The sequence below is a fragment of the Pseudomonas sp. PS02290 genome (genome assembly GCF_029960075.1).
GTDB lineage: Bacteria > Pseudomonadota > Gammaproteobacteria > Pseudomonadales > Pseudomonadaceae > Aquipseudomonas.
Genome location: NZ_JASCOY010000009.1, coordinates 1 through 22629 on the forward strand (window position 1 = coordinate 1; position 22629 = coordinate 22629).

General features: G+C 61.4%; 24 protein-coding genes and 1 riboswitch. Of the genes, 16 read left to right on the forward strand and 8 right to left on the reverse strand.

Annotated elements, in window-relative coordinates:
• The 7 genes from QMX88_RS06905 to QMX88_RS06935 form a co-directional block, all read left to right on the forward strand.
• The coding region (locus QMX88_RS06905; protein ID WP_282367619.1) for an ATP-binding cassette domain-containing protein at positions 1-836 on the forward strand (836 nt) is incomplete at its 5' end.
• Complete coding sequence (locus QMX88_RS06910; protein ID WP_282367622.1) at positions 830-1726, forward strand: GNAT family N-acetyltransferase; 897 nt, start codon at positions 830-832, stop codon at positions 1724-1726. The genes QMX88_RS06905 and QMX88_RS06910, both read left to right, overlap by 7 nt.
• Position 1727: 1 nt before the next feature.
• Positions 1728-3131 carry a PIG-L deacetylase family protein gene (locus tag QMX88_RS06915; RefSeq protein WP_282367624.1) on the forward strand — a complete coding sequence of 468 codons (1404 nt, stop codon included), beginning with the start codon at positions 1728-1730 and terminating at the stop codon, positions 3129-3131.
• A 151-nt stretch (positions 3132-3282) separates the two neighbouring features.
• A complete protein-coding gene (hldE, locus tag QMX88_RS06920) occupies positions 3283-4707 on the forward strand; it encodes a bifunctional D-glycero-beta-D-manno-heptose-7-phosphate kinase/D-glycero-beta-D-manno-heptose 1-phosphate adenylyltransferase HldE (protein WP_192171128.1) in 1425 nt (474 codons plus the stop codon).
• Positions 4708-4780: 73 nt separating this feature from the next.
• Positions 4781-5755: a glycosyltransferase family protein gene (locus QMX88_RS06925; RefSeq protein WP_282367629.1), complete on the forward strand. Its 975-nt coding sequence runs from the start codon at positions 4781-4783 to the stop codon at positions 5753-5755.
• Complete coding sequence (locus QMX88_RS06930; protein WP_282367631.1) at positions 5755-6465, forward strand: hypothetical protein; 711 nt, start codon at positions 5755-5757, stop codon at positions 6463-6465. The genes QMX88_RS06925 and QMX88_RS06930 overlap by 1 nt, the downstream gene beginning before the upstream one ends.
• A gap of 67 nt (positions 6466-6532) precedes the next feature.
• Complete coding sequence (locus QMX88_RS06935) at positions 6533-7345, forward strand: hypothetical protein (protein ID WP_282367633.1); 813 nt, start codon at positions 6533-6535, stop codon at positions 7343-7345.
• Between the two features lie 8 nt (positions 7346-7353).
• Here the strand turns inward: QMX88_RS06935 and QMX88_RS06940 are convergent, their stop codons facing one another.
• From QMX88_RS06940 to QMX88_RS06955, 4 genes are all read right to left on the reverse strand, one after another.
• Entirely contained in the window at positions 7354-8319 is a 966-nt protein-coding gene (locus QMX88_RS06940; protein WP_282367635.1) for a metal ABC transporter ATPase, read from the reverse strand.
• Between the two features lie 36 nt (positions 8320-8355).
• On the reverse strand, positions 8356-9165 hold the full coding sequence (locus QMX88_RS06945; protein WP_282367638.1) for an aldo/keto reductase: 810 nt from the start codon (positions 9163-9165) through the stop codon (positions 8356-8358).
• Positions 9162-10337 (reverse strand): NAD(P)/FAD-dependent oxidoreductase, encoded by a 1176-nt coding sequence (locus tag QMX88_RS06950; RefSeq protein WP_282367640.1) that lies wholly within the window; start codon positions 10335-10337, stop codon positions 9162-9164. The genes QMX88_RS06945 and QMX88_RS06950 overlap by 4 nt, the downstream gene beginning before the upstream one ends.
• Positions 10338-10400: 63 nt before the next feature.
• Entirely contained in the window at positions 10401-10733 is a 333-nt protein-coding gene (locus QMX88_RS06955; RefSeq protein ID WP_133774590.1) for a DMT family transporter, read from the reverse strand.
• A gap of 163 nt (positions 10734-10896) precedes the next feature.
• Between QMX88_RS06955 and waaA the strand changes: the two genes are divergently transcribed.
• On the forward strand, positions 10897-12171 hold the full coding sequence (waaA, locus tag QMX88_RS06960) for a lipid IV(A) 3-deoxy-D-manno-octulosonic acid transferase (protein ID WP_282367647.1): 1275 nt from the start codon (positions 10897-10899) through the stop codon (positions 12169-12171).
• A gap of 138 nt (positions 12172-12309) precedes the next feature.
• On the opposite strand, the gene QMX88_RS06965 is transcribed toward waaA, so the two are convergent.
• The 3 genes from QMX88_RS06965 to QMX88_RS06975 all read right to left on the reverse strand — a co-directional run bounded on the left by QMX88_RS06965 (position 12310) and on the right by QMX88_RS06975 (position 14304).
• A complete protein-coding gene (locus QMX88_RS06965) occupies positions 12310-12576 on the reverse strand; it encodes a type II toxin-antitoxin system RelE family toxin (protein WP_237251850.1) in 267 nt (88 codons plus the stop codon).
• Positions 12560-12787 carry a type II toxin-antitoxin system RelB family antitoxin gene (gene relB, locus QMX88_RS06970; protein WP_074892231.1) on the reverse strand — a complete coding sequence of 76 codons (228 nt, stop codon included), beginning with the start codon at positions 12785-12787 and terminating at the stop codon, positions 12560-12562. Before relB ends, QMX88_RS06965 begins: the two co-directional genes overlap by 17 nt.
• A gap of 77 nt (positions 12788-12864) precedes the next feature.
• A complete protein-coding gene (locus tag QMX88_RS06975) occupies positions 12865-14304 on the reverse strand; it encodes a TolC family outer membrane protein (protein ID WP_192171120.1) in 1440 nt (479 codons plus the stop codon).
• Positions 14305-14486: 182 nt separating this feature from the next.
• Positions 14487-14591, forward strand: a riboswitch (TPP riboswitch).
• Between the two features lie 171 nt (positions 14592-14762).
• On the opposite strand from QMX88_RS06975, the gene thiC reads away from it, so the two are divergent.
• The gene (gene thiC / locus QMX88_RS06980) at positions 14763-16679 is read left to right on the forward strand and encodes a phosphomethylpyrimidine synthase ThiC (RefSeq protein ID WP_282367668.1); all 1917 of its coding nucleotides are present in this window, start codon (positions 14763-14765) and stop codon (positions 16677-16679) included.
• Between the two features lie 185 nt (positions 16680-16864).
• Entirely contained in the window at positions 16865-18154 is a 1290-nt protein-coding gene (cytX, locus tag QMX88_RS06985; RefSeq protein WP_282367671.1) for a putative hydroxymethylpyrimidine transporter CytX, read from the forward strand.
• On the opposite strand, the gene QMX88_RS06990 is transcribed toward cytX, so the two are convergent.
• The gene (locus tag QMX88_RS06990) at positions 18123-18869 is read right to left on the reverse strand and encodes an RsiV family protein (protein WP_282367673.1); all 747 of its coding nucleotides are present in this window, start codon (positions 18867-18869) and stop codon (positions 18123-18125) included. The two genes, cytX and QMX88_RS06990, sit on opposite strands and share 32 nt — an antisense overlap.
• 219 nt (positions 18870-19088) lie before the next feature.
• On the opposite strand from QMX88_RS06990, the gene QMX88_RS06995 reads away from it, so the two are divergent.
• From QMX88_RS06995 to QMX88_RS07020, 6 genes are all read left to right on the forward strand, one after another.
• On the forward strand, positions 19089-19706 hold the full coding sequence (locus QMX88_RS06995; protein ID WP_192171113.1) for an NUDIX domain-containing protein: 618 nt from the start codon (positions 19089-19091) through the stop codon (positions 19704-19706).
• A complete protein-coding gene (locus tag QMX88_RS07000) occupies positions 19697-20149 on the forward strand; it encodes a DUF1249 domain-containing protein (protein WP_065987826.1) in 453 nt (150 codons plus the stop codon). The genes QMX88_RS06995 and QMX88_RS07000 overlap by 10 nt, the downstream gene beginning before the upstream one ends.
• 138 nt (positions 20150-20287) lie before the next feature.
• Complete coding sequence (locus tag QMX88_RS07005) at positions 20288-20695, forward strand: hypothetical protein (protein WP_282367680.1); 408 nt, start codon at positions 20288-20290, stop codon at positions 20693-20695.
• A 2-nt stretch (positions 20696-20697) separates the two neighbouring features.
• Positions 20698-20907, forward strand: coding sequence for a hypothetical protein (locus tag QMX88_RS07010; RefSeq protein WP_282367681.1), 210 nt, complete (start codon positions 20698-20700; stop codon positions 20905-20907).
• A 107-nt stretch (positions 20908-21014) separates the two neighbouring features.
• Positions 21015-21824 (forward strand): 3',5'-cyclic-AMP phosphodiesterase, encoded by an 810-nt coding sequence (gene cpdA / locus QMX88_RS07015; RefSeq protein ID WP_282367683.1) that lies wholly within the window; start codon positions 21015-21017, stop codon positions 21822-21824.
• A gap of 143 nt (positions 21825-21967) precedes the next feature.
• Positions 21968-22585, forward strand: a complete 618-nt coding sequence (locus QMX88_RS07020) for a YqiA/YcfP family alpha/beta fold hydrolase (protein WP_282367685.1) — start codon at positions 21968-21970, stop codon at positions 22583-22585.
• Positions 22586-22629: the final 44 nt, after the last annotated feature.

The window sequence follows — 22629 nt, forward strand, 5'->3', positions numbered from 1 at the left end:
TCTTCGAGCAACTGGATGAGCAGACCGAGCAGGACCTGGGCACCGTAGAGCGCGACAAGGTTTCAGGCCGTCTGGAGGTCAAAAACCTCACGTTCACCTACCCAGGCACGGAAAAGCGCGTGCTCAATGACGTGAGTTTTGTCGCCGAAGCCGGCCAGATGGTCGCGCTGGTGGGCCGCTCCGGCAGCGGCAAATCCACGTTGGCGAGCCTGATTCCGCGCTTCTACGATCACGTGCAGGGCCAGATTCTTCTCGATGGCGTCGAAACTCAGGACTACACCCTGCGCAGCCTGCGTCGTCAGATCGCGCTGGTGAACCAGAACGTCACGCTGTTCAACGACACGATTGCCAACAACATCGCGTATGGCGATCTGGCGGGCGTGCCGCTGGAAGAGATCAAGAAAGCTTCGGCCGATGCCTATTCGGACGAATTCATCGACAAGTTGCCTCAGCAGTACCAGACCCTCGTCGGCGAGAACGGCGTGCTGCTTTCCGGGGGCCAGCGCCAGCGTTTGGCGATTGCCCGCGCGCTGCTGAAAAACGCGCCGCTGCTGATTCTCGACGAAGCGACCTCGGCGCTGGATACCGAGTCCGAGCGCCATATCCAGAAAGCCCTGGAGAAGGTCATGCAGGGCCGCACCACGCTGGTGATCGCCCACCGCCTGACCACCATCGAAAAAGCCGACGTCATTCTGGTCATGGACGAAGGCCGCATTGTCGAGCGCGGCTCCCATGCCGAGCTGCTGGCGCAGAACGGCTACTACACGCGCCTGCATGCCAAACAGTTCGAAGAAGACGAGCCAGTCGAAATCGATCGGGCAGTCGATGCATGCTGAGTCACTTGCGCGCATGGCGTGAGCGAGGCTGGACCCCGATTGATGCGACCACCTACGCCACCGCGTGGCAGCAGTTCGGCGGCAGCGTTGCCACGCACCCGCATGTGATCGAGCGCCTGGCCGGGCTGGCTGACATTCCGGTCCGTTATCTGGGTTGGCTGCAAGACGGCAACGTCGTTGGTGCGGTGGCCTGCTGGGGCCGGGATCTGGCGCTGGCCAAGAAGGTACTCAAGCAGCGTAATCGGCGGGTGTTCGATCTGGGCAATGCAGAGATCATTCTGCCGATTGCGCCCGGCGTGACAGTGCCGGTACGCCAGCGCATGAGTTACGTGTCGGAGTTGAACGCCGGTCAGATCGACACCCTCAAGCCGCAAGCCGAGAGCCTGGCGATCGCCCGCGCGCCTGAGGACTATTCCAAGAAATTCCGCTACAACCAGCGCCGCGAGCAGCGTTTGCTTGAGGAGGCGGGCGGGGTCGTGCAGCCGATGCTGGATTTCACGTCCGAGGAACAAGCCCGCATTTACTCCAGCCTGTTTCATGCGCGCTGGGGCTTCGACGTGCCGGGCAAGGATCATCTGGCCAGGGTGTTCGAGCTGATGCGCGAGTTCATGACCGGCTCGATGATCCTGCTGGAGGGCAAGCCCATTGCCGCTCAGGTGCTGTACAGGGTCGAGTCGCCACACTGGGTGTCGGTGGAATACATCAACGGCGGTGTCGATCCGGCCCATCAGGCGTTGAGCGCCGGCAGCGTGCTGAGCTTCGTCAACACCCAGAACGCCTGGGCTGATGCGAGGGCGGTGAACAAGCCTTTGCGCTACTCCTTCGGCCGCTCCGATCGCGAATACAAAGACCGCTGGTGCCAGACGGTGCCTGTCTACAAGGTTGGATGACATGTCCGGGCGCAAGCAGCAGCTTCTGAAACGACATCGGCGCAACAAGCGTCTGGCGCTGATTATCGGTCTGGTGCTGCTGATCGGCATTGGCATCTGGGTCGCGTGGTGGCTGGTGCCGTTGCTGATCGTTGCCGCCTGGATCGCCCACGAAGCCTGGTTCTCCGACCATCTGTTTTATTCGCCCAAGAGCGATTACCACTACCAGTTTCCTGACGCGGCCCAGGCGCAGCCTGTTTCTGTCGTCAACGGCATGCTGCAGCTGAGCGAGCCGTTGGGCGAAGGCGAAACGCTGCTGCTGGAACTCGACCTGCGCAGCAGCTGGCTCGGTCGCTGGCTGGACCCCTACGTGTTGGCAGGCGACGACCGCCAGGATTTCGAGCGAGGGTTTGCCGGGCGTCGCTACGTGAACCTCACCGGCCAGCGGGACGTCGTCGCGGACAGCACATTGCGCCTCAAAGGCGGCTTCTGCCGCATCGCCAACGCCGGGCGGTTGTTCGTATTGAGCAACCCGGATTACCGGCAGCAACGGTTGATGATCCTCGCGCCCCACGCCGACGACGCCGAACTGGCAGCCTTTGGCCTGTACAGCCATGCCGCCGATTGCAGCATCGTCACGGTGACTCAGGGCGAAATCGAAGCCGAACGCTACGAACGACTGGGGCTGAACCGCGCCGATGCTGCCCGGCTCAAGGGGCGTCTGCGTACCTGGGACAGCCTGGCGATTCCGCTGTGGGGCGGTGTGCCCCAGAGCCAGTGCGTGCAACTGGGCTATTACTGCCTGCAACTGCCGGCCATGGCACAGTCGCCGGATCAGCCGTTTGGTTCTCGCGACTCCTCAGAGACCGACATCCGCAGTGCGCGGCAGCACAATCCTTTGCCGTTGCCGGGTGATCAGGACGGCGCGCCGACCTGGAACAATCTTGTGGCTGATCTTGCAGCGTTGCTCGACGCGCATCGACCGGACGTCATTGTCATGCCGCACCCGGAACTCGACCCCCACGCTGACCACATCGCCACGACTCAAGCGTTATACCAGGCGGTGGGCAGAAGCGCGCACACGCCCGAGGTGGCGCTGTTCTACGCCAACCACCTGCACGACAACGACCGCTGGCCCATGGGGCTGGCCGGTAAAGGCGTCGCGCTGCCGCCGTTTGTAGAGGCGCCTTCAGTGGATCAGCTCTGGAGTACGTCGCTCAGTTCGGACGTGCAACTGGATAAGGCCATGGCTCTGGCGATGCAGCATGACCTCCAGGGAGCGCCACCCCTGAAGAAGCGCCTGCGCCGACAGATTCAACGCTGGCTGGCCGGTCGCGAATGGCCGCTGACGGGAGACGACGAATTCTTCCGCAAGGCCGTGCGCCGTCACGAGGTGTTCTGGGTTCGCCGCTTTCCGCGCCCATAGCTGCAACAGTCGATGCGCCATTCGTTGCACCAATTAAAGCGCCATCTGAAGCGCTGTTTGAAGCACTAAGGGATTCGAGGCCAACCGGCCAGCCAGCGCTGATCGCTGTGCTAAGATTCCGTCCTTGTCCATTTCTGCCACGGGTTGTTCGATGAAGTTGTCCATGCCGCGTTTTGATCAGGCTCAAGTGTTAGTTGTCGGCGATGTCATGCTCGACCGCTACTGGCACGGTGGCACTTCCAGAATCTCCCCTGAAGCACCGGTGCCGGTGGTCAAAGTCGACCAGATCGAAGACCGTCCGGGCGGTGCCGCCAACGTGGCGTTGAACATTGCTGCGCTGGGCGCCAAGGCGTCCCTGGTCGGCGTGACGGGCACCGACGAAGCCGCCGACAGCCTGAGCAACAGCCTCAAGGCCGCTGGCGTGATCGCCAGCTTCCAGCGCATCGCCCATCAGCCCACCATCGTCAAATTGCGCGTCATGAGCCGGCATCAACAGCTCCTGCGCATCGACTTCGAAGAACCCTTTGCCACTGACCCCGAGGCCCTGAGCCGCGAGGTCGATGCCTTGCTCGACGGTATCAAGGTGCTGGTCCTGTCCGACTACGGCAAAGGCGCGCTGAAGAATCATCAAGTGCTGATCAAGGCAGCCCGGGACCGTGGCATTCCCGTGCTCGCCGACCCCAAGGGTAAAGACTTCGCGATCTACCGTGGCGCCAGCCTGATTACCCCCAATCTCAGTGAATTTGAAGCCATCGTTGGCCATTGCGTCGACGAGGCAGAGCTGGTCGCCAAAGGCGCGGCGCTGATGAAGGACCTCGATCTGGGTGCGTTGCTGGTCACCCGTGGCGAACACGGCATGACCCTGCTGCGCCCGGACCAACCGACGCTGCACCTTCCGGCCCGCGCGCGGGAGGTCTTCGATGTGACGGGTGCTGGGGATACGGTTATTTCCACCCTGGCAGCGGCCATTGCGGCGGGTGAGGAGTTGCCGCACGCGGTCGCGCTGGCGAACCTTGCGGCGGGCATCGTCGTGGGCAAGCTCGGCACTGCCGCGATCAGCGCTCCCGAGTTGCGTCGCGCCATCCAGCGCGCCGAAGGTTCCGAGCGCGGCGTGCTGACCCTCGATCAGCTGCTGCTGGCAATCGACGACGCCCGTGCCCACAACGAAACCATCGTCTTCACCAATGGCTGTTTCGACATTCTGCACGCCGGCCATGTCACCTACCTGGAACAGGCCCGCGCCCAGGGCGATCGGCTGATCGTGGCGGTCAACGATGACGCGTCGGTGAGTCGCCTGAAAGGCCCGGGCCGCCCGATCAACAGCGTTGATCGACGCATGGCCGTGCTGGCCGGTCTGGGTGCGGTGGACTGGGTCATCAGCTTCCCCGAAGGCACCCCGGAAAACCTGCTGACCCATGTGCGTCCGGACGTGCTGGTGAAGGGCGGGGACTACTCGGTTGACCAAGTCGTCGGCGCCGACATCGTCGGCTCTTATGGCGGCACCGTGAAAGTGCTGGGACTGGTTGCCAACAGCTCGACGACAGCCATCGTCGACAAGATCCGCAGTCAGGACTGATCCGACGCCCGCAGCGCAGAGTGGCACCCCTTGCCGCTGCCATTTTTGTATTCGCAGTTCGGTATATGAACGTATGAAAGTCATGTTACTGGTGATGGATGAACAGCGCGTCATACTGGACGGTTTGTACGACACCGTGCGGCAGCATTGTGACGACTGCGTCATCTTTCGCCTGAGCAAGCAACAGCAGCTGAATCTCGGGCCGTTTCTGGCCTTGGTCGACTATCAGCGCTACGACCGGGTGGTGATTTTCTCCCGGGTCAAACGGCTTGCTCGCCAGCGCGCGGTGCTCAAGTGCATTCCGGGGCTGATCTTTCTTGAGCACGATGCGTATCAGAACTACATGAGCGCCAGCAAATACCACGGCATGTATTCACGCTTGTACCGGCAGCTGCCGTGGAGTCGCGCACTGGTTTCCGGTGCGGTGGTTGCGCGGCGCATGCGCGGCGAAGGCCTTGATGCGGTGTTCGTGTCCAAGGGCTACGACCAGGAAATGCTGCGCAATCTCGGTCAACCCCGAGACATTCCGGTGGGCTTCCTGGGCAGCCTGAAAAGCCGCGAGTATTCCCAGCGCAAGCAACTGGTGGAAAACCTCGCGCAGCGCGCTGGCATGCTGGTGACGCGCACGGCCTCTGGCGCCGAATACCTTGAAACGCTTAATCGCATCAGGATTTTCGTCAGTGCCGACATCGGCATGGGCGAGTTCATGATCAAGAATTTCGAAGCCATGGCCTGCGGCTGCGTGCTGCTCGCATGGAGCCAGGGTGAAGAGGACGAGCTGCTGGGGTTCGAAGAGGGGCGAAACGTCATGTTCTACCACTCCGAAGACGAAGCCGTCGAGAAGATCCGCCTGCTGCAGAGTGATCCCGAGCTTGCCGCGCGCATCGCCAGCGAAGGCCAAAGATTCGCCGAAGAGCGCTATGCCTTTGCCCGCGTGGGCCGCGATCTGGCCGATGAAATTCAGAGGCCGATGCGCCCGTGGCAACGTCCGTCGGCGCTGACCCGTGCCTGGGTCAAGTGGCGCCATGGCATGCAGGTGCCGGCCTGATGACGTTGCCGTCAAACCACGACAGCACCGCGCCGAGTGAACCCCTTGTATTGCCGGGCGCCGATCAGGACGTATTCGGCGCGCTTTCCGCTGCGCTGCGCCAGTGCCTGGCGAACGCTGCACGGGTCATCCTGATCGCCAACAATCCAGCCATCACCCCAGCCGATTTCGATGCCTTGGGCGTGGGTGCCGACGATGTGGTGGTCAGCTTCAATCTGTGCATCAAGGCCGCCCTGCTAAAGCCTGAAAGCGTCAACCTGTTCGTCCACGGCTTCAACGCGCCCGACTGTTATTTCTTTGGCCTGCCTTCAACCGATGACGTACAGAAGTTCACTGCCCAACCGGGCTCGCGTTGCTTCACGCTGCTGGTGGGATGCGCCGTGCCGCTGTGCCCGCTGCCTGAGGTTGCGCTGTATTGGGACCGCATTCCGTTGCCGGCCCTGGCCGAGCGTTACCCGGTCGATCGTCCCAACGGCAAGCGCTTCGTCGGTCCCTCCACGGGTTTCAACGTGCTGGTGCTGCTCGACTGGCTGCGCGCTCATGCCGGTTACCGCTACAGGCTCATGACCCTCGGTTTCTCAAACGAAGCCGGCAAGCTCTGGGGCGGCCACGCCTGGGACTATGAGCGCAACTGGCTGCTGGGCGCCGACGTCGAAGTGATCGCCCTCAAGCCCCGGAGTTGGTGGCGCACGCTGTTATTTCGTAGATGAACGAGGCCGTCCGCCGCTTGAGCGCGCGTGTCCAGGCGCATCGCCATTGATCCCGGAGAGTTTGTCAGTGCTGAACATTGCGGTCGCGTTTTTTGGTATTCCGCGCAACTCGGAAATCTGTTTTCCCTCCATCGAGGAAAACGTCCTTGGCCAGTTGCCCAAGGGCAGCAACGTCAAATGCTTCTACCACCTCTACAAGATCGACGAAGTGCATAACCAGCGCTCGGCGGAGAAGGGTGAGCTGAAGGCGCAGAACTACGACGTTTTCCAGTCGATGACGGGGGTTCTCGAGTCCACGGACGGCGTGCTGGATCGCTGGGATTTCGAGCGGGTCAAGGCGATGGGCGACACCTGGGGCGACGAGCATGTCTCCCTGCGCAACCTGATCTATCAGCTCAATTCCCTGCACACGGTCACGGGCATGATGGAGTCGTTCGATCCGGACTTCGTGGTGTTCGTGCGGCCGGACAATTTCTTCCATTCGCCGCTGCCAGGTTATGTCTTTCATTCGCCACAGGCACGGCGGCTGAACGCCTATATTCCGGACTGGCAGTGGTGGGGCGGGCTGAACGATCGTTTCGCCATTTGCGGCCGCGACGTCTACCGCGCCTATGGCAAACGGGTGGAGCGCATCTTCGAGTTCTGCGAAGTGACGGGCCGCAAGCTGCACTCGGAGCGTTTGCTCAAGTACGCCCTGCTTGAGGCCGACGCCCGCGTTTGCACGCTGCCAACCACCGCCTCGCGAGTGCGCATCACCGGCGCCTTCGCTGAAGAGTCGTTCTCACCGAAGCGCGGGATGGGCAAGCGTGAGAACCGCTATTTCCACTTCTTCGCCCGGCTGCGCACCTGGCGTGACAAACGCCTCACTGAAAAGAGCTGAGTGGCGGCCTACTTGTGCAGGCCGCTGCGCACCAGCCTGACCAGCCGCCTCGCTTTGATCCGCAGCTTGGTCAGACCTGATTTGGGCTTTTTCTTCGGCGTCAGGCCCTGCTGCACCAGCCAGTCCTTCCAGCGAATCCGCTCCTCGCGTACCACCCAGCCTTCTTGTGGGGCGAAGCTCTCGGCCAGATAAAGGCCGCGCGTACCGGCGGGCGAAAGCTTGTCTTTCTTCAGGGTGTACAGCTCGGGCAGGGGCGAGCCGTTTTCCAGCGGCATCAGGTACAGATCCGGCTTGCTGCGATTCAGGCGCGCCACCAGCTCATTGTTCTCCAGGCTTTCATCGACGTGAAACAGACTCAGCGGGCGAGCCTCTTTCGGCACTTCCAGGCGCATGTCGTAGATCAGTTGCAACGACGCCGTCGGCAAATGCACGTAAGCGCGGGGCCGCTCAATCAGGGTCAGGCTGCCGCAACGTACAGGGCGTGCCGCGCCGGAAAGCGGCGTGAGGCGAAAGGGCATCGCTTCGCGGTAATGCAACGCTGCCGCGTAGGGCACTGGCAGCCAAGTGTCGTTGAAACGTCCGCCGAGCCAGCCTTGGGGCGTCTCGATCAGGCATTCCTCGGCGACTTCCTGCACCGCCGTGTGCAACGGCAGGTTGAGTTCGTGGGCGGGAACGTAGCCGGAGATCAGCTTGAGCACCACATCGCCACGGTCCTGACGGCGCTGGCGAACCAGCACCCAGTAATCGCGGTTCTGCCAGCGCAGGGTCAGGCGCACCGAGACACCGAGATTGGCCAGTTCGGTGGAAAACCGTTCGCTGTCCTCCACGTCGATCTTGCGACGCCGTGCCAGGGTCTGGGTGAAATTCAGCGGCATCCCGATGCTCTGGTAGGTCAGGCTTTCCGGGGTGGCTTCGACAAATAACGGCAGGGTCTTGAAGTTGCTGGGGTTCTTTCGGATCAGGGTTCGCGGCATATCGGCTCCTTCTTGCGTTGGGGTCGGCCGTTTGTCTCAGGGCTGACGACGGATGACGGCAGCGGCGGTTGCCACGTTATGGGCCAGATGCAGCGGATTGATGGTGCCGACGATAGCACCAGTGACGCCGGGATGTTTAAACAGCAGCTCGAAACTGGCCCTCACAGGATCGACACCGGGGCTCAGGCAAACGTGCCCGCTGGCCAGCGCTTTTTTGACCAGCACCCCTTTGCCGTGTGCAGCAGCGTAGTCGAGGACCGGCTTTTCGCCCTGTTCGTTGAGGTTGTACGTGACCATCGCGCAGTCGCCGTCCTCCAGCGCCAGCAGACCGCCTTCGACGGTCTTGCCAGAGAACCCGAACCCGCGAATCTTGCCCTCAGCCTTGAGTTCGGCCAGGGTCTGGTAGACGCCGCAGTCGTTGAGCACGTGCAGGTCGTTGCCGTCGGAATGCACCAGCACCAGATCGATAAAGTCGGTTTCCAGGCGCTGCAGGCTGCGCTCCACGGACAGGCGCGTGTGGGCGGCGCTGAAATCGTGCCGTGACTGGCCCGCTTCGAATTCTTCGCCGACCTTGCTGACGATCACCCAGTCCTTGCGCTGCCCGCGCAACAGCGGGCCGAGGCGCTCTTCGCTGCGACCGTACGCCGGGGCGGTGTCGATCAGGTTGATGCCCAGATCCCGCGCCAGCTTCAGCAACATCTGCGCTTCGACGTCGTCGGGAATGGTGAAGCCGTTGGGGTACTTCACGCCCTGATCGCGGCCCAGCTTTACCGTGCCCAGGCCCAAGGGTGAGACGTTGATGCCGAGGCTGCCGAGCGGCCGATGCAGATCGTGCAGGGTCTTCATGGCAGCAGTTGATCCCAGACAGGAATGGCGAGTGGCGGCTTGGGGAAGTCGGTGTGCGGTGGTTGCGGAGTCGGGTGAATGTCATCCCGGGACAGCGAGGCCAGCACGCGATCGGCGAAGTCGGGGGCCAGCGCCAGTTTGGTAGGCCAGCCGACCACCAAGCGACCCTGCACGTCGACAAAGGCGTTGTCCGGGCGTACCAGACCGCTTTGCTGTGGCTCGGCACGGTCCACGCGCAAGGTGGCGAACTGCGCCTGGCTGAGATCCACCCAGGGCAGCAGATTCGCGAGCTCTTTTTTCGCGGCGGTGATCTGCTCGGCGGGGTTGCGGGCCACGCCTTCGGCTTCGGCAATGTCGCCGCCCAGGTACCAGACCCACTGGCCGTCCGCCGCCGGATGCGTCGTCACCGTAATCCGTGGTTTAGGACCGCCGCCCAGGCAGTGGGCATACAGCGGTTTGAGCGTCGGGCCTTTGACCAGCACCATGTGCAGCGGGCGGCGTTGCATGGCCGGCTGGCTCACGTTCAGCGCCTTGAGCAAATCGGCCATGCCTTCGCCGGCACTGAGCACCACTCGCTGTGCATGGATCTCGCGGCCGTCGACGCGCAGCCCGACCAGTTCGCCGTCGCGGCGCAGCGGTTGGATGTCCTGGCCCGCGAGCAGGCTGTCGCCCGCCAGCTCCGCCAGTTTTTTCACCAGGCTGGGGATGTCGATGACCAGCTCGGCCAGACGGTACACCTTGCCTTTGAAGCGCGGATCCTGAAGCGCAGGCGGCAGGTCGCTGCCCTTGACCTGATCAACACGCCCGCGCACGGCCTTGCTGGCGAAGAAGCTGGTGAGGTTGCCGGCGAGGGTGCCGGGCGACCACAGGTAATGGGCTTCCGACAGCAGGCGTACGCCTGAGAGGTTCAGCTCGCCTTTGCCGGCGAGCGCTTCGCGCCAGCGACGGGGCATGTCGGCGATCGCTTCCGATGCGCCAGACAGTGCGCCGTGCAGGGCGTATTTGGCGCCGCCGTGAATGATCCCCTGGGATTTGAGTGTCTGGCCGCCACCCAGGCTGGCCTTTTCCACCACCACCGTTGAAAAGCCCTGGTGCCGCAGCCGCGCGTTGAGCCAGAGACCGGCAACGCCCGCGCCGACAATCAGGACGTCAGTGGAAATAGCAGATGACATGGGCACCTCAAATGGCGAAACGAATGCCGGCATTATAGGGGAAGGCACTTTTCAGTAACCCCCTTAATGACCGGCCGTCTTCGAGAACAGCTGGATGACCACGACGCCCGCGACGATCAGGCCCATGCCGGCGATGGCGGGCAAGTCCAGTTTCTGGCCGTAAATAAACAGCGCCGCGATGCTGACCATGACGATGCCCATGCCCGCCCACACCGCGTAGGCCACGCCGACCGGGATGGTGCGCACCACTAGCGTGAGCATCCAGAACGCAATGGCGTAGCCGACGATTACCAACAGCAGCGGGATCGGCGTGCTCAGGCCTTTGACCGCTTTCATGGACACTGTGCCGATGACCTCGGCACAGATGGCGATGGCCAGCAGGTAGTACGCAGACATGGTGTAGCTCCTTTTCAATGGCCGTCATTAAAGCGGCTTACCCGGTACTGAACAACCGGCGCCTTTCGGGCTGGCGGGGTGGCGGCTGGCGAAATGCGCCGGGCAAGATATGTGCGAAGCTCGATGGAAATCTGACAGCGTTTGGCTGATAAACTCCGCGCCCATGAATAGAACCCTCTACAGCATCCTGTTCCACCTCGGCCTCCCATTGATCGCCCTGCGCTTGTGGCTGCGTTCGCGCAAGGCTCCAGCCTACGCGAAACGGATCGGCGAGCGCTTCGCCATGGGCTTGCCCGCCATGCAGCGCGGCGGAATCTGGGTGCATGCCGTGTCGGTGGGCGAGAGCATCGCCGCCGCGCCGATGATTCGCGCCTTGCTGGCCCGCTATCCGCAATTGCCGATCACCATCACCTGCATGACGCCGACCGGCTCGGAGCGCATTCAGTCGCTGTTCGCCAACGAGCCGCGCGTTCAGCATTGCTATTTGCCCTATGACTTTCCGTGGGCAGCCGGGCGTTTTCTCGATCACATCCAGCCGAAGATCGGCGTGATCATGGAAACCGAGCTGTGGCCCAATCACATTCATCAGTGTGCGAAGCGCGGCATTGCGACGGTGCTGGCGAACGCGCGGTTGTCAGAGCGTTCCGCTCGCGGCTACGGACGCTTCGCCGGGCTGACTCGGCCGATGCTGGCAGAGATGAGCCTGATTGCCGTGCAGACCGAAACCGAGGCCCAGCGCTTCCGTGACCTGGGCGCTCGGCCCGAGTGCGTCACCGTGACGGGCTCGATCAAGTTTGACCTGAGCATCGATCCCCAACTGTTGGAAGGCGCTGCTCAGCAGCGTGAGCAATGGCAGACCTTGCAGCGTCCGGTGTGGATTGCCGCCAGTACCCACGCGGGCGAAGACGAGGTGGTGTTGGCGGCCCATCGCACGGTAATGGAAACCCATCCCGGCGCGCTGTTGATCCTCGTGCCCCGTCACCCCGAGCGGTTCAATGGCGTGTTTGAGCTGAGTCAGCAGCAAGGATTCGCCAGCGTTCGTCGTTCGACGGCCGAGCCGGTAACGCCGGAGACCTCGGTTCTGGTGGGCGACACCATGGGGGAGCTGCTGTTTCTGTATGCGCTGGCCGACATCGCCTTTGTCGGCGGCAGCCTGGTGCCCAACGGTGGCCATAACCTCCTGGAGCCTGCGGCGCTGGATAAGCCCGTTCTCAGCGGCCCGCACCTGTTCAACTTCCTCGAAATCGCCACGATGCTGCGTAATGCCGGCGCGTTGGAGGAGGTCAGTGACTCGGCCGCACTGGCCGCTGCAGTGCGAGGGTTGATCGACCATCCCGAGAAAGCAAAGGCGATGGCCGATGCCGGATTGGCCGTGATGAAGGCCAATCAGGGGGCGTTGCAGAGGTTGCTGGATGGGATTGGGCGGTTGTTGGGCTAATGTTGGCGAGCAAGCGGTCATCTTGAGGGCTTGCGCATAACGACAATCGTGCGTTCCGCGCAAATCCAATGCATGAGCGCGCTTGCCCGGGACTTGGCGCGAAGCGGTAGCAGAGTGGTTGAGCGGGACATGAAGGTGCTACCGGTAAACCTCCCGACGATTGCCCAGTTCGATGACCAAAATGGTTAGCTCGCCGTTTTGGATATCGCAGATTACTCGTAGATCCCCAATTCGATAGCGCCACAGCCCGCCCTTGGGACCTGTTAGCGCTTTCCCCACGCTGCAAGGGTCGTCTCTGACAGCCACCCGTTCGTCCATGAAGTCAAGCACGCGCCGGGCGGTTTGCTTGTCGAGCTTCTTGAGCTGTTTCTTTGCCGTCTCGGTGTACTTAATCGTCCAGGCCAAGCTCTTTTCTTACATCGCTGGATGAATAAGTGGCTTCCTTGCCCTTTCGGACGCGTTCGAGTACGTCCGCTGCCAGGTAATACTCTTCAAGCTCAGGTAAACCTTGCTCGATAATTTCACGCAAATAAAAGGCTTTGGTCCGGCCGGTGCTAGCCGCGAGAACGTCGAGACGTGCTTCAGTCTCGGGGGTGAGGCGAATTGAGGTAGGCATGCGACTTCTCCGCAATACATGTATTCACTGTATCGCGCGGATGCTACTCGGGTCGCCGGAACCTTTCAATCGGCCTGTCACCGCTCCGTCGGCCGCTCGAAGTTCTTCGCCGCTTCTTTCGCCAGATCAGGCGGCAGGAAGTCTTTGTCGGGGTTGTAGTCGGCTTTCAGGAAGCGTGACAGATCCTGCAGATCCCCCGGGCTCAGCGTGCCGGCAGCCTGCTTCAGGCGCAGGTTGTCGAGGATGTAGTCGTAACGCGTGTTATTGTAGTCGCGCACCGACGCATACAGCTGACGCTGTGCATCGAGCACGTCGACGATGTTGCGCGTCCCCACTTGATAACCGATTTCCGTGGCTTCCAGCGCGCTCTGGTTGGAGATGATCGACTGCTTGCGCGCCTGCACCTGCTCGACATCGGTGTTCACCGCGCGGTGCAGGTTGCGGGTGTTTTCCACCACTTGCCGACGCAGGCCTTCACGCTGCTGCTCGCTCTGACCGAGACGAGCGTAAGCCTCGCGGACCTGGGAACTGGTCAGGCCGCCGCTGTAAATCGGTATGTTCACCTGCAGGCCGATGGTGCGTTGCTCGACGCTGCCGTGGAAACTCTGGCCGGTGTAATTGGGGTTGGTGAAACCCAGCGGGTCGTTGTCGCCTTTCTCGTACTGCGCTACCGCATCGACCGTGGGTGCGTGGCCCGCCTTGCGCTGACGCAAAGTCTCTTCAGCGGCGCTGACGGCGTAGTTGCTGGCCAGCAAATTCAGGTTTTGCTGGGTTGCCGTGTCGACCCAGGCTTTCGCATCGTTGGGCGTCGGTGCGAGCACTGGCAGGGTGTGCACGATGCCTTCAATGGAGTTGTAGTCGCGGTTGGTCAGGGTGATCAGCGCCTGAAAGGCATCGTCCACCTGGCGCTTGGCAACGATCCGCGCAGCGCGGGCGGTGTCGTAACTGGCTTGGGCCTGCAGCACGTCGGTCTTGTCCGACAGGCCGACGTCGAAGCGTTCATTGGCCTGATCGAGCTGGCGCTTGAACGCCGCTTCCTCTGCCTTGGTCGAGGCCAGATTGTCCTGTGCGCGGAGCACCGCAAAATAGTCTTCGGCGCTTTGCAGAATCAGGTTCTGCTCGGTGGCCGAGAGCTGCAGGATCGCCTGCTCGTTGACGTCCTTCGCGGCCTTGAGCTGGAACCAGCGGTCCGCGCGGAAGATCGGCTGACTCAAGGTCGCGCGATAGACCGTGCCGCTGCGGCTGATGACGGCGGAGGGTTGGTCAATCGAGGTGCGGGTGTCATTGATGTCGGCGCCACCGGAGATGTTCGGCAACAGACCGGCGCGTGCCTGAGGCACGATTTCCTTTTGCGCGTCATAGCTGGCGCGGGCTGCCGCGAGATCGGCGTTATTGTTGACCGCTTCCTGATACACACTGACCAAACCGGTCCTGGTCGGCAGCGGCATGTCTGCTGCCCCGGCCATCGCATTCGAAGCACACGACACGGCAATGGCCAGTGAAAGTTTGCGCAGCATAGACATTCCCTAGTAATTCAAGCGGTATGAAGACGGTGACGTTGCGTCTGATCCAGATGGCTTTGGCGACGCGTAGCGAGTGTAGTTCCAGCGGGTAGGGACAACAATCGGGCAAATCAGCCATTTAACGCGCGTTTGAATTCCGCGCTTGGCGTTTGCCCTGCGCCGCGACTAGACTGACGCCGTTCTTGTCGGGGTGCCTTGATATGAGGCTGAGATCGGATAATCCGGATCCCGTTGAACCTGATCAGGTTAGCGCCTGCGTAGGGAACAAGATTTCTCGTCTCCCGGCGAGTCCTCTTGAGTGTCGTCCGGGGTCGTCTTTGTTCATTTTCTGAACAGTCCGCGCCTTTCGATTCTCAGCATCCATGCCGTCTCAGGGTGCATCCGTCCGTGTTCATCAGGCTCAAACTCCGACAATTCATTCCGCTGCTGGATGATGTCCTGGAGAGCCCGTGATGAGTACAACACTAAAAAACGCCAATCTGAGTGAATCCGCCCAAGTCGATTCGGGGTCGGTTCAACCGTTTACCCGCTCGCAGAAAATCTACGTTCAGGGCTCGCGTCCGGACATCCGCGTGCCCATGCGCGAGATCAGCCTGGACGTCACGCCGACGGCCTTCTCTGAAACAAAGAGCTCTGGAACAGACAGCGGCGGCGAGTTCAACGCACCGGTCTGCGTGTACGACACCTCCGGCCCTTATACCGACCCCAACGTCATCATCGACGTGCGCAAAGGACTGGCCGACGTGCGCTCGCCGTGGATCGAGTCCCGTGCCGACACCGAACGCCTGCCGGGGCTGACCTCGAACTTCGGCCAGCAACGCCTGGCCGATGCCGAACTGACCCGGCTGCGTTTCGCCCATGTGCGCAATCCGCGTCGGGCAAAGGCGGGCGCCAACGTCAGCCAGATGCACTACGCGCGTCAGGGCATCATCACCGCCGAGATGGAATACGTCGCCATCCGCGAGAACATGAAGCTGCAGGAAGCCCGCGCCGCCGGCCTGCTCACCCAGCAGCACCCCGGCCACAGCTTCGGTGCGAGCATTCCGAAAGAGATCACCCCCGAGTTCGTGCGCGAGGAAATCGCCCGCGGTCGCGCGATCATCCCCGCCAACATCAACCACGTTGAGCTCGAGCCGATGATCATCGGGCGCAACTTTCTGGTGAAGATCAACGGCAACATCGGCAACAGCGCGCTGGGTTCGTCCATCGAAGAAGAAGTGGCGAAACTGACGTGGGGCATTCGCTGGGGTTCGGACACGGTCATGGACCTGTCCACCGGCAAGCACATCCACGAAACCCGCGAGTGGATCATCCGCAATTCGCCGGTGCCCATCGGCACCGTGCCGATCTATCAGGCGCTGGAAAAGGTCGGTGGCGCGGCCGAAGACCTGACGTGGGAGCTGTTCCGCGACACGCTGATCGAACAGGCGGAGCAGGGCGTCGACTATTTCACCATTCACGCCGGTGTACTGCTGCGTTACGTGCCGCTGACCGCCAAGCGCGTGACCGGGATCGTCAGCCGTGGCGGTTCGATCATGGCCAAATGGTGCCTGGCCCATCACAAGGAAAACTTCCTCTACACCCACTTTGACGACATCTGCGAAATCATGAAGGCCTATGACGTCAGCTTCTCCCTGGGCGACGGCCTGCGTCCGGGGTCGATTGCCGACGCCAACGACGAAGCGCAGTTCGGCGAGCTGGAGACCCTTGGCGAGCTGACCAAGATCGCCTGGAAACACGATGTGCAATGCATGATCGAAGGCCCGGGCCACGTGCCGATGCAGTTGATCAAAGAGAACATGGACAAGCAGCTGGAGTGCTGCGACGAGGCGCCGTTCTACACCCTCGGCCCGCTGACCACTGACATCGCACCGGGTTACGACCACATCACGTCGGGCATCGGCGCGGCCATGATCGGCTGGTTCGGCTGCGCGATGCTCTGCTACGTCACGCCCAAGGAACACTTGGGCTTGCCGAACAAGGACGACGTCAAGACCGGGATCATTACCTACAAGATCGCCGCCCACGCAGCGGACCTCGCGAAAGGACATCCCGGTGCGCAGATTCGTGACAACGCGCTGAGCAAGGCGCGGTTTGAATTCCGCTGGGAAGACCAGTTCAACCTCGGGCTGGACCCGGACACCGCGCGTGCTTACCACGACGAGACGCTGCCGAAAGACTCAGCCAAGGTCGCGCATTTCTGCTCCATGTGCGGGCCGAAATTCTGCTCGATGAAGATCACCCAGGAAGTGCGCGAGTACGCCGCCAACCAGAAGATCAGCGCGGTGGACGTGTCGGTGGACGAAGGCATGCGCGAGCAGGCCGAGCGGTTCAGGCAGGAAGGCAGTCAGCTTTATAAGAAGGTTTAGCGGCAAGCGGCAAGTCACAAGCTGCAAGGAGAAGCAGGCCGCGATCGTTCCCACGCTCTGCGTGGTAATGCCGCCCCTGACGCTCTGCGTCACTTAGGACGCAGAGCATCCAGGTATGCGTGCCCACGCAGAGCGTGGGAACGATCAACTAACGATCAGCGATTAGTCTCTTCGAGATAAAAAACGTGAACACACCCGGCACCTATTCACCCGACGCCCCCGTGCCCGCTGCCAAGCGGGTTTTTGGCGGGCGCGATCTGTTCTCTCTATGGTTTTCCATCGGCATCGGCCTCATGGTCCTGCAGACCGGCGCGTTGCTTGCGCCGGGATTGGGCATGTCCGGCTCGATGCTGGCGATCCTGCTCGGCACACTGGTGGGCGTTTTGCTGCTCGCCGCGGTTGGCGTGATTGGCAGTGACACCGGCCTGTCATCGATGGCGGCGCTCAAGCTCAGCCTCGGCAGCAAAGGCGCAGGCGTTCCGGCGATTCTCAATCTGCTGCAACTGGTGGGCTGGGGCTCGTTCGAAATCATCGTCATGCGCGACGCCGCCAGCCTGTTGGGCGCGGGCGCCTTTTCCGAAGGCAGCCTCTGGGCCAGCCCGATGCTCTGGACAATCGTCTTCGGTGCCCTCGCGACCTTGCTGGCGGTGAGTGGCCCTTTGGCCTTCGTTCGGCAAATCCTGCGCAAATGGGGCATCTGGCTGCTCTTGGCCGCGTGCGCCTGGCTGACGTTCAATCTGTTCAGCAAGGCTGACCTGACGGCCCTGTGGGCGCGGGCGGGAGACGGTTCGATGCCGTTTGCCGTGGGTTTCGATATTGCTATCGCCATGCCGCTGTCGTGGCTGCCGCTGATTGCGGACTATTCCCGGTTCGGCAAGCGCGCCGCCGGCGTGTTCGGCGGCACAGCGCTGGGCTTCTTCATCGGCAATTTCTGGCTGATGTCCCTTGGCGTGGCGTACACCCTGGCCTTCGCGCCAAGTGGTGAAGCCAATGCGCTGTTGCTGGCACTGGCTGGCGCGGGGATGGGCATTCCGTTGCTGCTGATCCTGCTGGACGAATCGGAAAACGCGTTCGCCGACATTCACAGTGCAGCCGTGTCGAGCGGCCTTCTGCTGAAGGCCAAAGTCGAGCACCTGGCGCTGGCCATTGGCGTCGTCTGCACACTGATCGCCTGCTTTGCGCCGCTGGCGCAGTACCAGAACTTCCTGCTGATGATCGCTTCCGTGTTCGCGCCGCTGTTCGGCGTGGTGCTGGTGGATCACTTCATCCTGCGTCGCCGCCGTCAGGGCACCGTAACGAAGGGCCTGAGCTGGACGGCATTACTGGCGTGGATCGGCGGGATCTGCACCTACCATCTGCTGGCGAATCTGTATCCAGACATCGGTGCAACGCTGCCAGCGCTTATTGTCGCTGGCGTGTTGCAGCTGATACTCAATAAAGCGATCAGCTCCGACCGGGAAACAGCTCAGGCTTGATGATGCCGTTCAGCTGCGGGTACGGAATCTTCAGCTCGATGTGGCCCATGGCGTAGGGGGCGATGGTTGTCACCGGGTACTTGAGAATCACCGCACCGTACGTCAGAGCAATGTTGGAAGTTTGCTTGAAAGGCCACATGTTCTGGAACTCGTTGTCCTTGTCCAGCTTGCTGCTGATCAGCCAGGCCTGATGCGCCAAGCGGGCCTTGTCCCAGAATGCAGCTTCCTGACCCGGGATCAGCATGTCCGCCAGGGTCAGCACGCGCTGTTGCTGGCGCGAATAGTTGATGAACGCGCGGCCCGGATTACCCTGACCAGTGCCTGAATCAACGTAGCTGGACAGCTCGACGACCACGATTCCGTCATGCTGCTCACGTACTTTGGCCTGCAGGTAGCTGCTGTTGCGCGCTGGCGCGCGGCTCAGGTATTGCTCCTGATACGCCTTCAGCGTTGGCGGCACCGGACCATCGCTGTCGCTGCGGGTCAGTTGCAGCAGGGTGCGCTGGACGATCTCGTCAAGTTTCGGCTCATCGGGGAAATGCACGGTGTCGATGTTTACCAGCGGGCAATCATCGGTGGTGCAGCCGGGCTTGATCAGCTCGGAGGCGTCACGCTGAACGGTCAGCGGACTGCGCGGATTGGGTTGGAACAGGCTTTGGCAGGCGCCCAAAATCAGGGCCACGCAGGCCAGTGAAATGATCTTCAGAAAAGACATGTTGATCCTTGGCATCGGCATAAGGGGGCGTCACGTGGGAGGTAACGGCAACGTCCTTCGACTGTAGGTGGCGCAATCAGTTCGCCATCGGGCGGATTAGAGTGCTTTCCCCGGCGGTCGTCTACCCCGGTGACCGGTTTTGCGAACTCAAAGGGCTGCATCCCGCACCACAGCGCGTTAGGATGGGCCCGGACACAGTGCTCAAGCAGTGAGAAATCTATGACGGATAGCAACAGATCGACGCCGACGAATTACGAAATTAAACACCGTGAGACCTGCTTCAAAGGGTTTTACCAGCTCGACCGTCTTCAGTTGCGCCACGAATTGTTCGCGGGCGGCATGGGCCCGGAAATCAAGCGCGAACTGTTCGTTCGCCACGATGCGGTCTGCGTGCTGCCCTACGACGCCAAACGCGATGAAGTCGTGCTCATCGAGCAGTTCCGCGTCGGCGTCATCGGCAAGCATGAAAACCCCTGGCTTATCGAAATGGTCGCCGGCCTGATCGATAAAAAAGAGGAGCCCGAGGAGGTTGCTCACCGCGAGGGACAAGAGGAAGCTGGGCTAACGTTCAACGCCCTTTGGCCGATCACCAAATACTTTCCATCGCCGGGCGGCAGCAACGAGTTCGTGCACTTGTACCTGGGCAAATGCGACAGCGAGGGGGCAGGTGGGCTGCACGGGCTGGTAGAAGAAGCCGAGGACATCCGGGTTTCGGTCTGGTCATTCGACGACGCGATGCAAGCCGTCAAAGACGGGCGCATCGTTAACGCCGCAACTATTATTGCAATGCAATGGCTGGCGCTCAATCGCGCCGAAGTAAGGGGGCTATGGTCGTGAATCTTCTGCGCGAGCGCTACCGTGTCGACCTCGCCGGGCTGCAAGCTGCCTGCGAGGCGAACTACGCGCGCTTGATGCGTTTGCTGCCCGATATGCGCAATCAACAACGCTCTCGCCGGGTCGCCGTGACCCAGGGCGACCAGATGCTGGGCGTGCTGGCGGTCGAGGTCATCCTCGATTGCCCGTACACCACCACGCTGCAAGTGCGCCAGGAACACAGCCTGCCGTGGCTGCCGGTGCCCGTGCTCGAAGTGCAGGTCTACCACGACGCCCGCATGGCCGAAGTCATCGGCGCCGAACATGCACGCCGCTTTCAGGGCATCTATCCCTATCCCAACGCCGACATGCACCAGCCCGACGAAAAGGCCCAGCTCAACGTGTTTCTGGGTGAATGGCTGAGCCATTGCCTGGCCTGCGGGCATGAGTTTGAGGCGGTGCGCTGATCTGACCCCCTTCGCCGCTTATGTTCTGTAGGCAATGTCTGAAGGGCCTTTCTGAAAATTATCTTTTGCAAGGCTTTGCGCTTTTCACAATGTTTTCCTGAGGTTAGGTTCTGCCGACTTAACTTTCAGGAAGAAAACATGAGCTACATAGGAGTCCATCTCGAGGTGTGTGGGGAGATCCCCTTCAACTGGGATAACACGTCCCTGGTTGTGGTGAGCGGGGATGGGCCAAATGTCTGCGGCCACGCCTTGATCAAGGTCGGCTTTTACTATTTCCATATTGCAGGGTTGGCGTCTAGACCCTACTTCATGCCCGAGCAGGGTTATAGGCGCTACCTGGATGAATCGGGCAAAACCGAATTGTTCAGACGCCGAGTCTTTCTACCCAATCCAGATGGAGCTCAACGGAAATTGAATGAGCTGAGTGTCGATCCGTGGTACTGGTTTGGTATCCCAAACAACTGTGTCAGTTTTGTTGAAGAACTGTTTTTGGCAGGTGGAGCCGATGAGTCAATTCTGAGCAACTGTCCGGTTAGGTGGCGCTGAAAGTGTCGAAGTTGATCGTTTGGAGTGTTCGGTTGGCAGGGAGTTGTGCCGGTGCAATTCTTGGCTTCTGCCTCCCTTTGTCGCTCATGATCGCATTCCTTGAAATCACCTATGAACAGGCGCTCCCATGGTTATTCCTGAGCGCGGGCATTGGGCTGTTTGCAGGGGGCTTTGGTCTTGGCAAATTGCTCAAACTGCAACGCAGGCGCTGACGCATGCCGACCGAATGCTGTAAGTGGCATCCACACCTCATTTCCAGGTTTGCCGCCGCACCGATCTCACACCATAATCCGGCCACATCCGCTCAAGGAGATGGCCATTGTCGAGCGCATCCTCTCATTCCTCATCCGTGTTGGTCGTTCAACTGACCGACAGTCATCTGTTCGCCGAAGCGGACGGCGCGCTGCTGGGCATGCCCACGCGGGCCAGTCTGGATGCGGTGGTCGAGCTTGTGCTGAGCGAGCAGCCGGCGATCGATCTGGTGCTGGCTACCGGTGACTTGTCTCAGGACGGCACGGTCGAGTCGTATCAAGCGTTTCGCGACGCGAGTGATCGCCTGAATGCGCCCGCGCGCTGGATTCCGGGGAATCACGACGAGCTGAGGGAGATGGCGATTGCTGCGCAGAACAGCGACTTTCTCGAACCTGTCGTCGATGTCGGTCACTGGCGGATCACTTTGCTTGATTCTGCTGTTTCAGGGTCTGTCCCCGGCTATCTGCAAGACGGTCAGCTTCAATTGCTCGCTCAGGCCTTGAGCGAAGCGCCGGAGCGGCATCATCTGGTGTGCCTGCATCATCATCCGGTACCCATCGGGGCGGCATGGATGGAGCCCATCGGTTTGCGCAATCCCGAGGCGCTTTTTTCGGTGCTGGATCGGTTTCCTCAGGTGCGTGCGGTGCTCTGGGGTCATGTGCATCAGGAGTTCGATCAGCTTCGCGACGGCGTGCGGCTAATGGCTTCGCCTTCAACCTGCATCCAGTTCGCGCCGAACAGCGTGGATTTCGGGCTCGACGACCTTGCGCCCGGCTATCGCTGGCTGCGTCTTCACGATGACGGCCGGCTCGAAACCGGTGTTTCACGCATCGCCCCCGATCTGTTCGACGTCGACATCAACGGCGCGGGCTATTGAAAGACATTTCCTTGATGTGCAGCGATTCATCAACAGGCGAGTCTTTACGCAGTTGACCCTGTAAACTGCGTGGCTTTGCCCTGATGAGCGCCGACAGGCCAGCCCATCCGGGATGTATCGATTGCCGTTTGGGAGGCAACTGCGTGGACCAGGATCAATCGACGCTTCTTTATATTCACGGCTTGAACAGCTCGGCCAAGTCGCAGAAAGCCACACAGCTGACGACGCTGATGGCGCGTTTGGGTTTGAGCGAATACGTGCGCGTGCCCGAGCTGCATCATCATCCGCGGCAGGCGCTGGTTCAGCTGGAGGCCGCGATCGAGGAGCTCGGCCGGCCGCTGCTGGTCGGCAGCTCGCTCGGCGGCTACTATGCGACTCACCTGGCTGAGCGCTACGGCCTCAAGGCTGTGCTGATCAACCCGGCGGTCAATCCGCATCAGCTCTTCGATGGTTTTCTCGGCACCCAACAAAACCTTTATACCGGCGAGAGCTGGGAGCTGACGCATGACCACGTGACGGCGCTGGCCGAGCTGGAAGTGCCTGCTCCACAGGATCCGCAGCGTATTCAGGTGTGGCTGCAAACGGGCGACGAAACGCTGGATTACCGCCGCGCCCATAGCTTCTATCGGGCCTGTGCATTGCGCATCGAAGCAGGCGGCGATCACGGCTTTCAGGGCTTCGCTGCAAAAATACCAGCGCTGTTGAGCTTTGCCGGGTTCGCCCCCGCCTTGCTCCAGGGCGTTGATCTGAGCGGGCTCTGACCCGAGCCATTGCTGCAACAAATATGTAGAACAGTCTTGTAAAA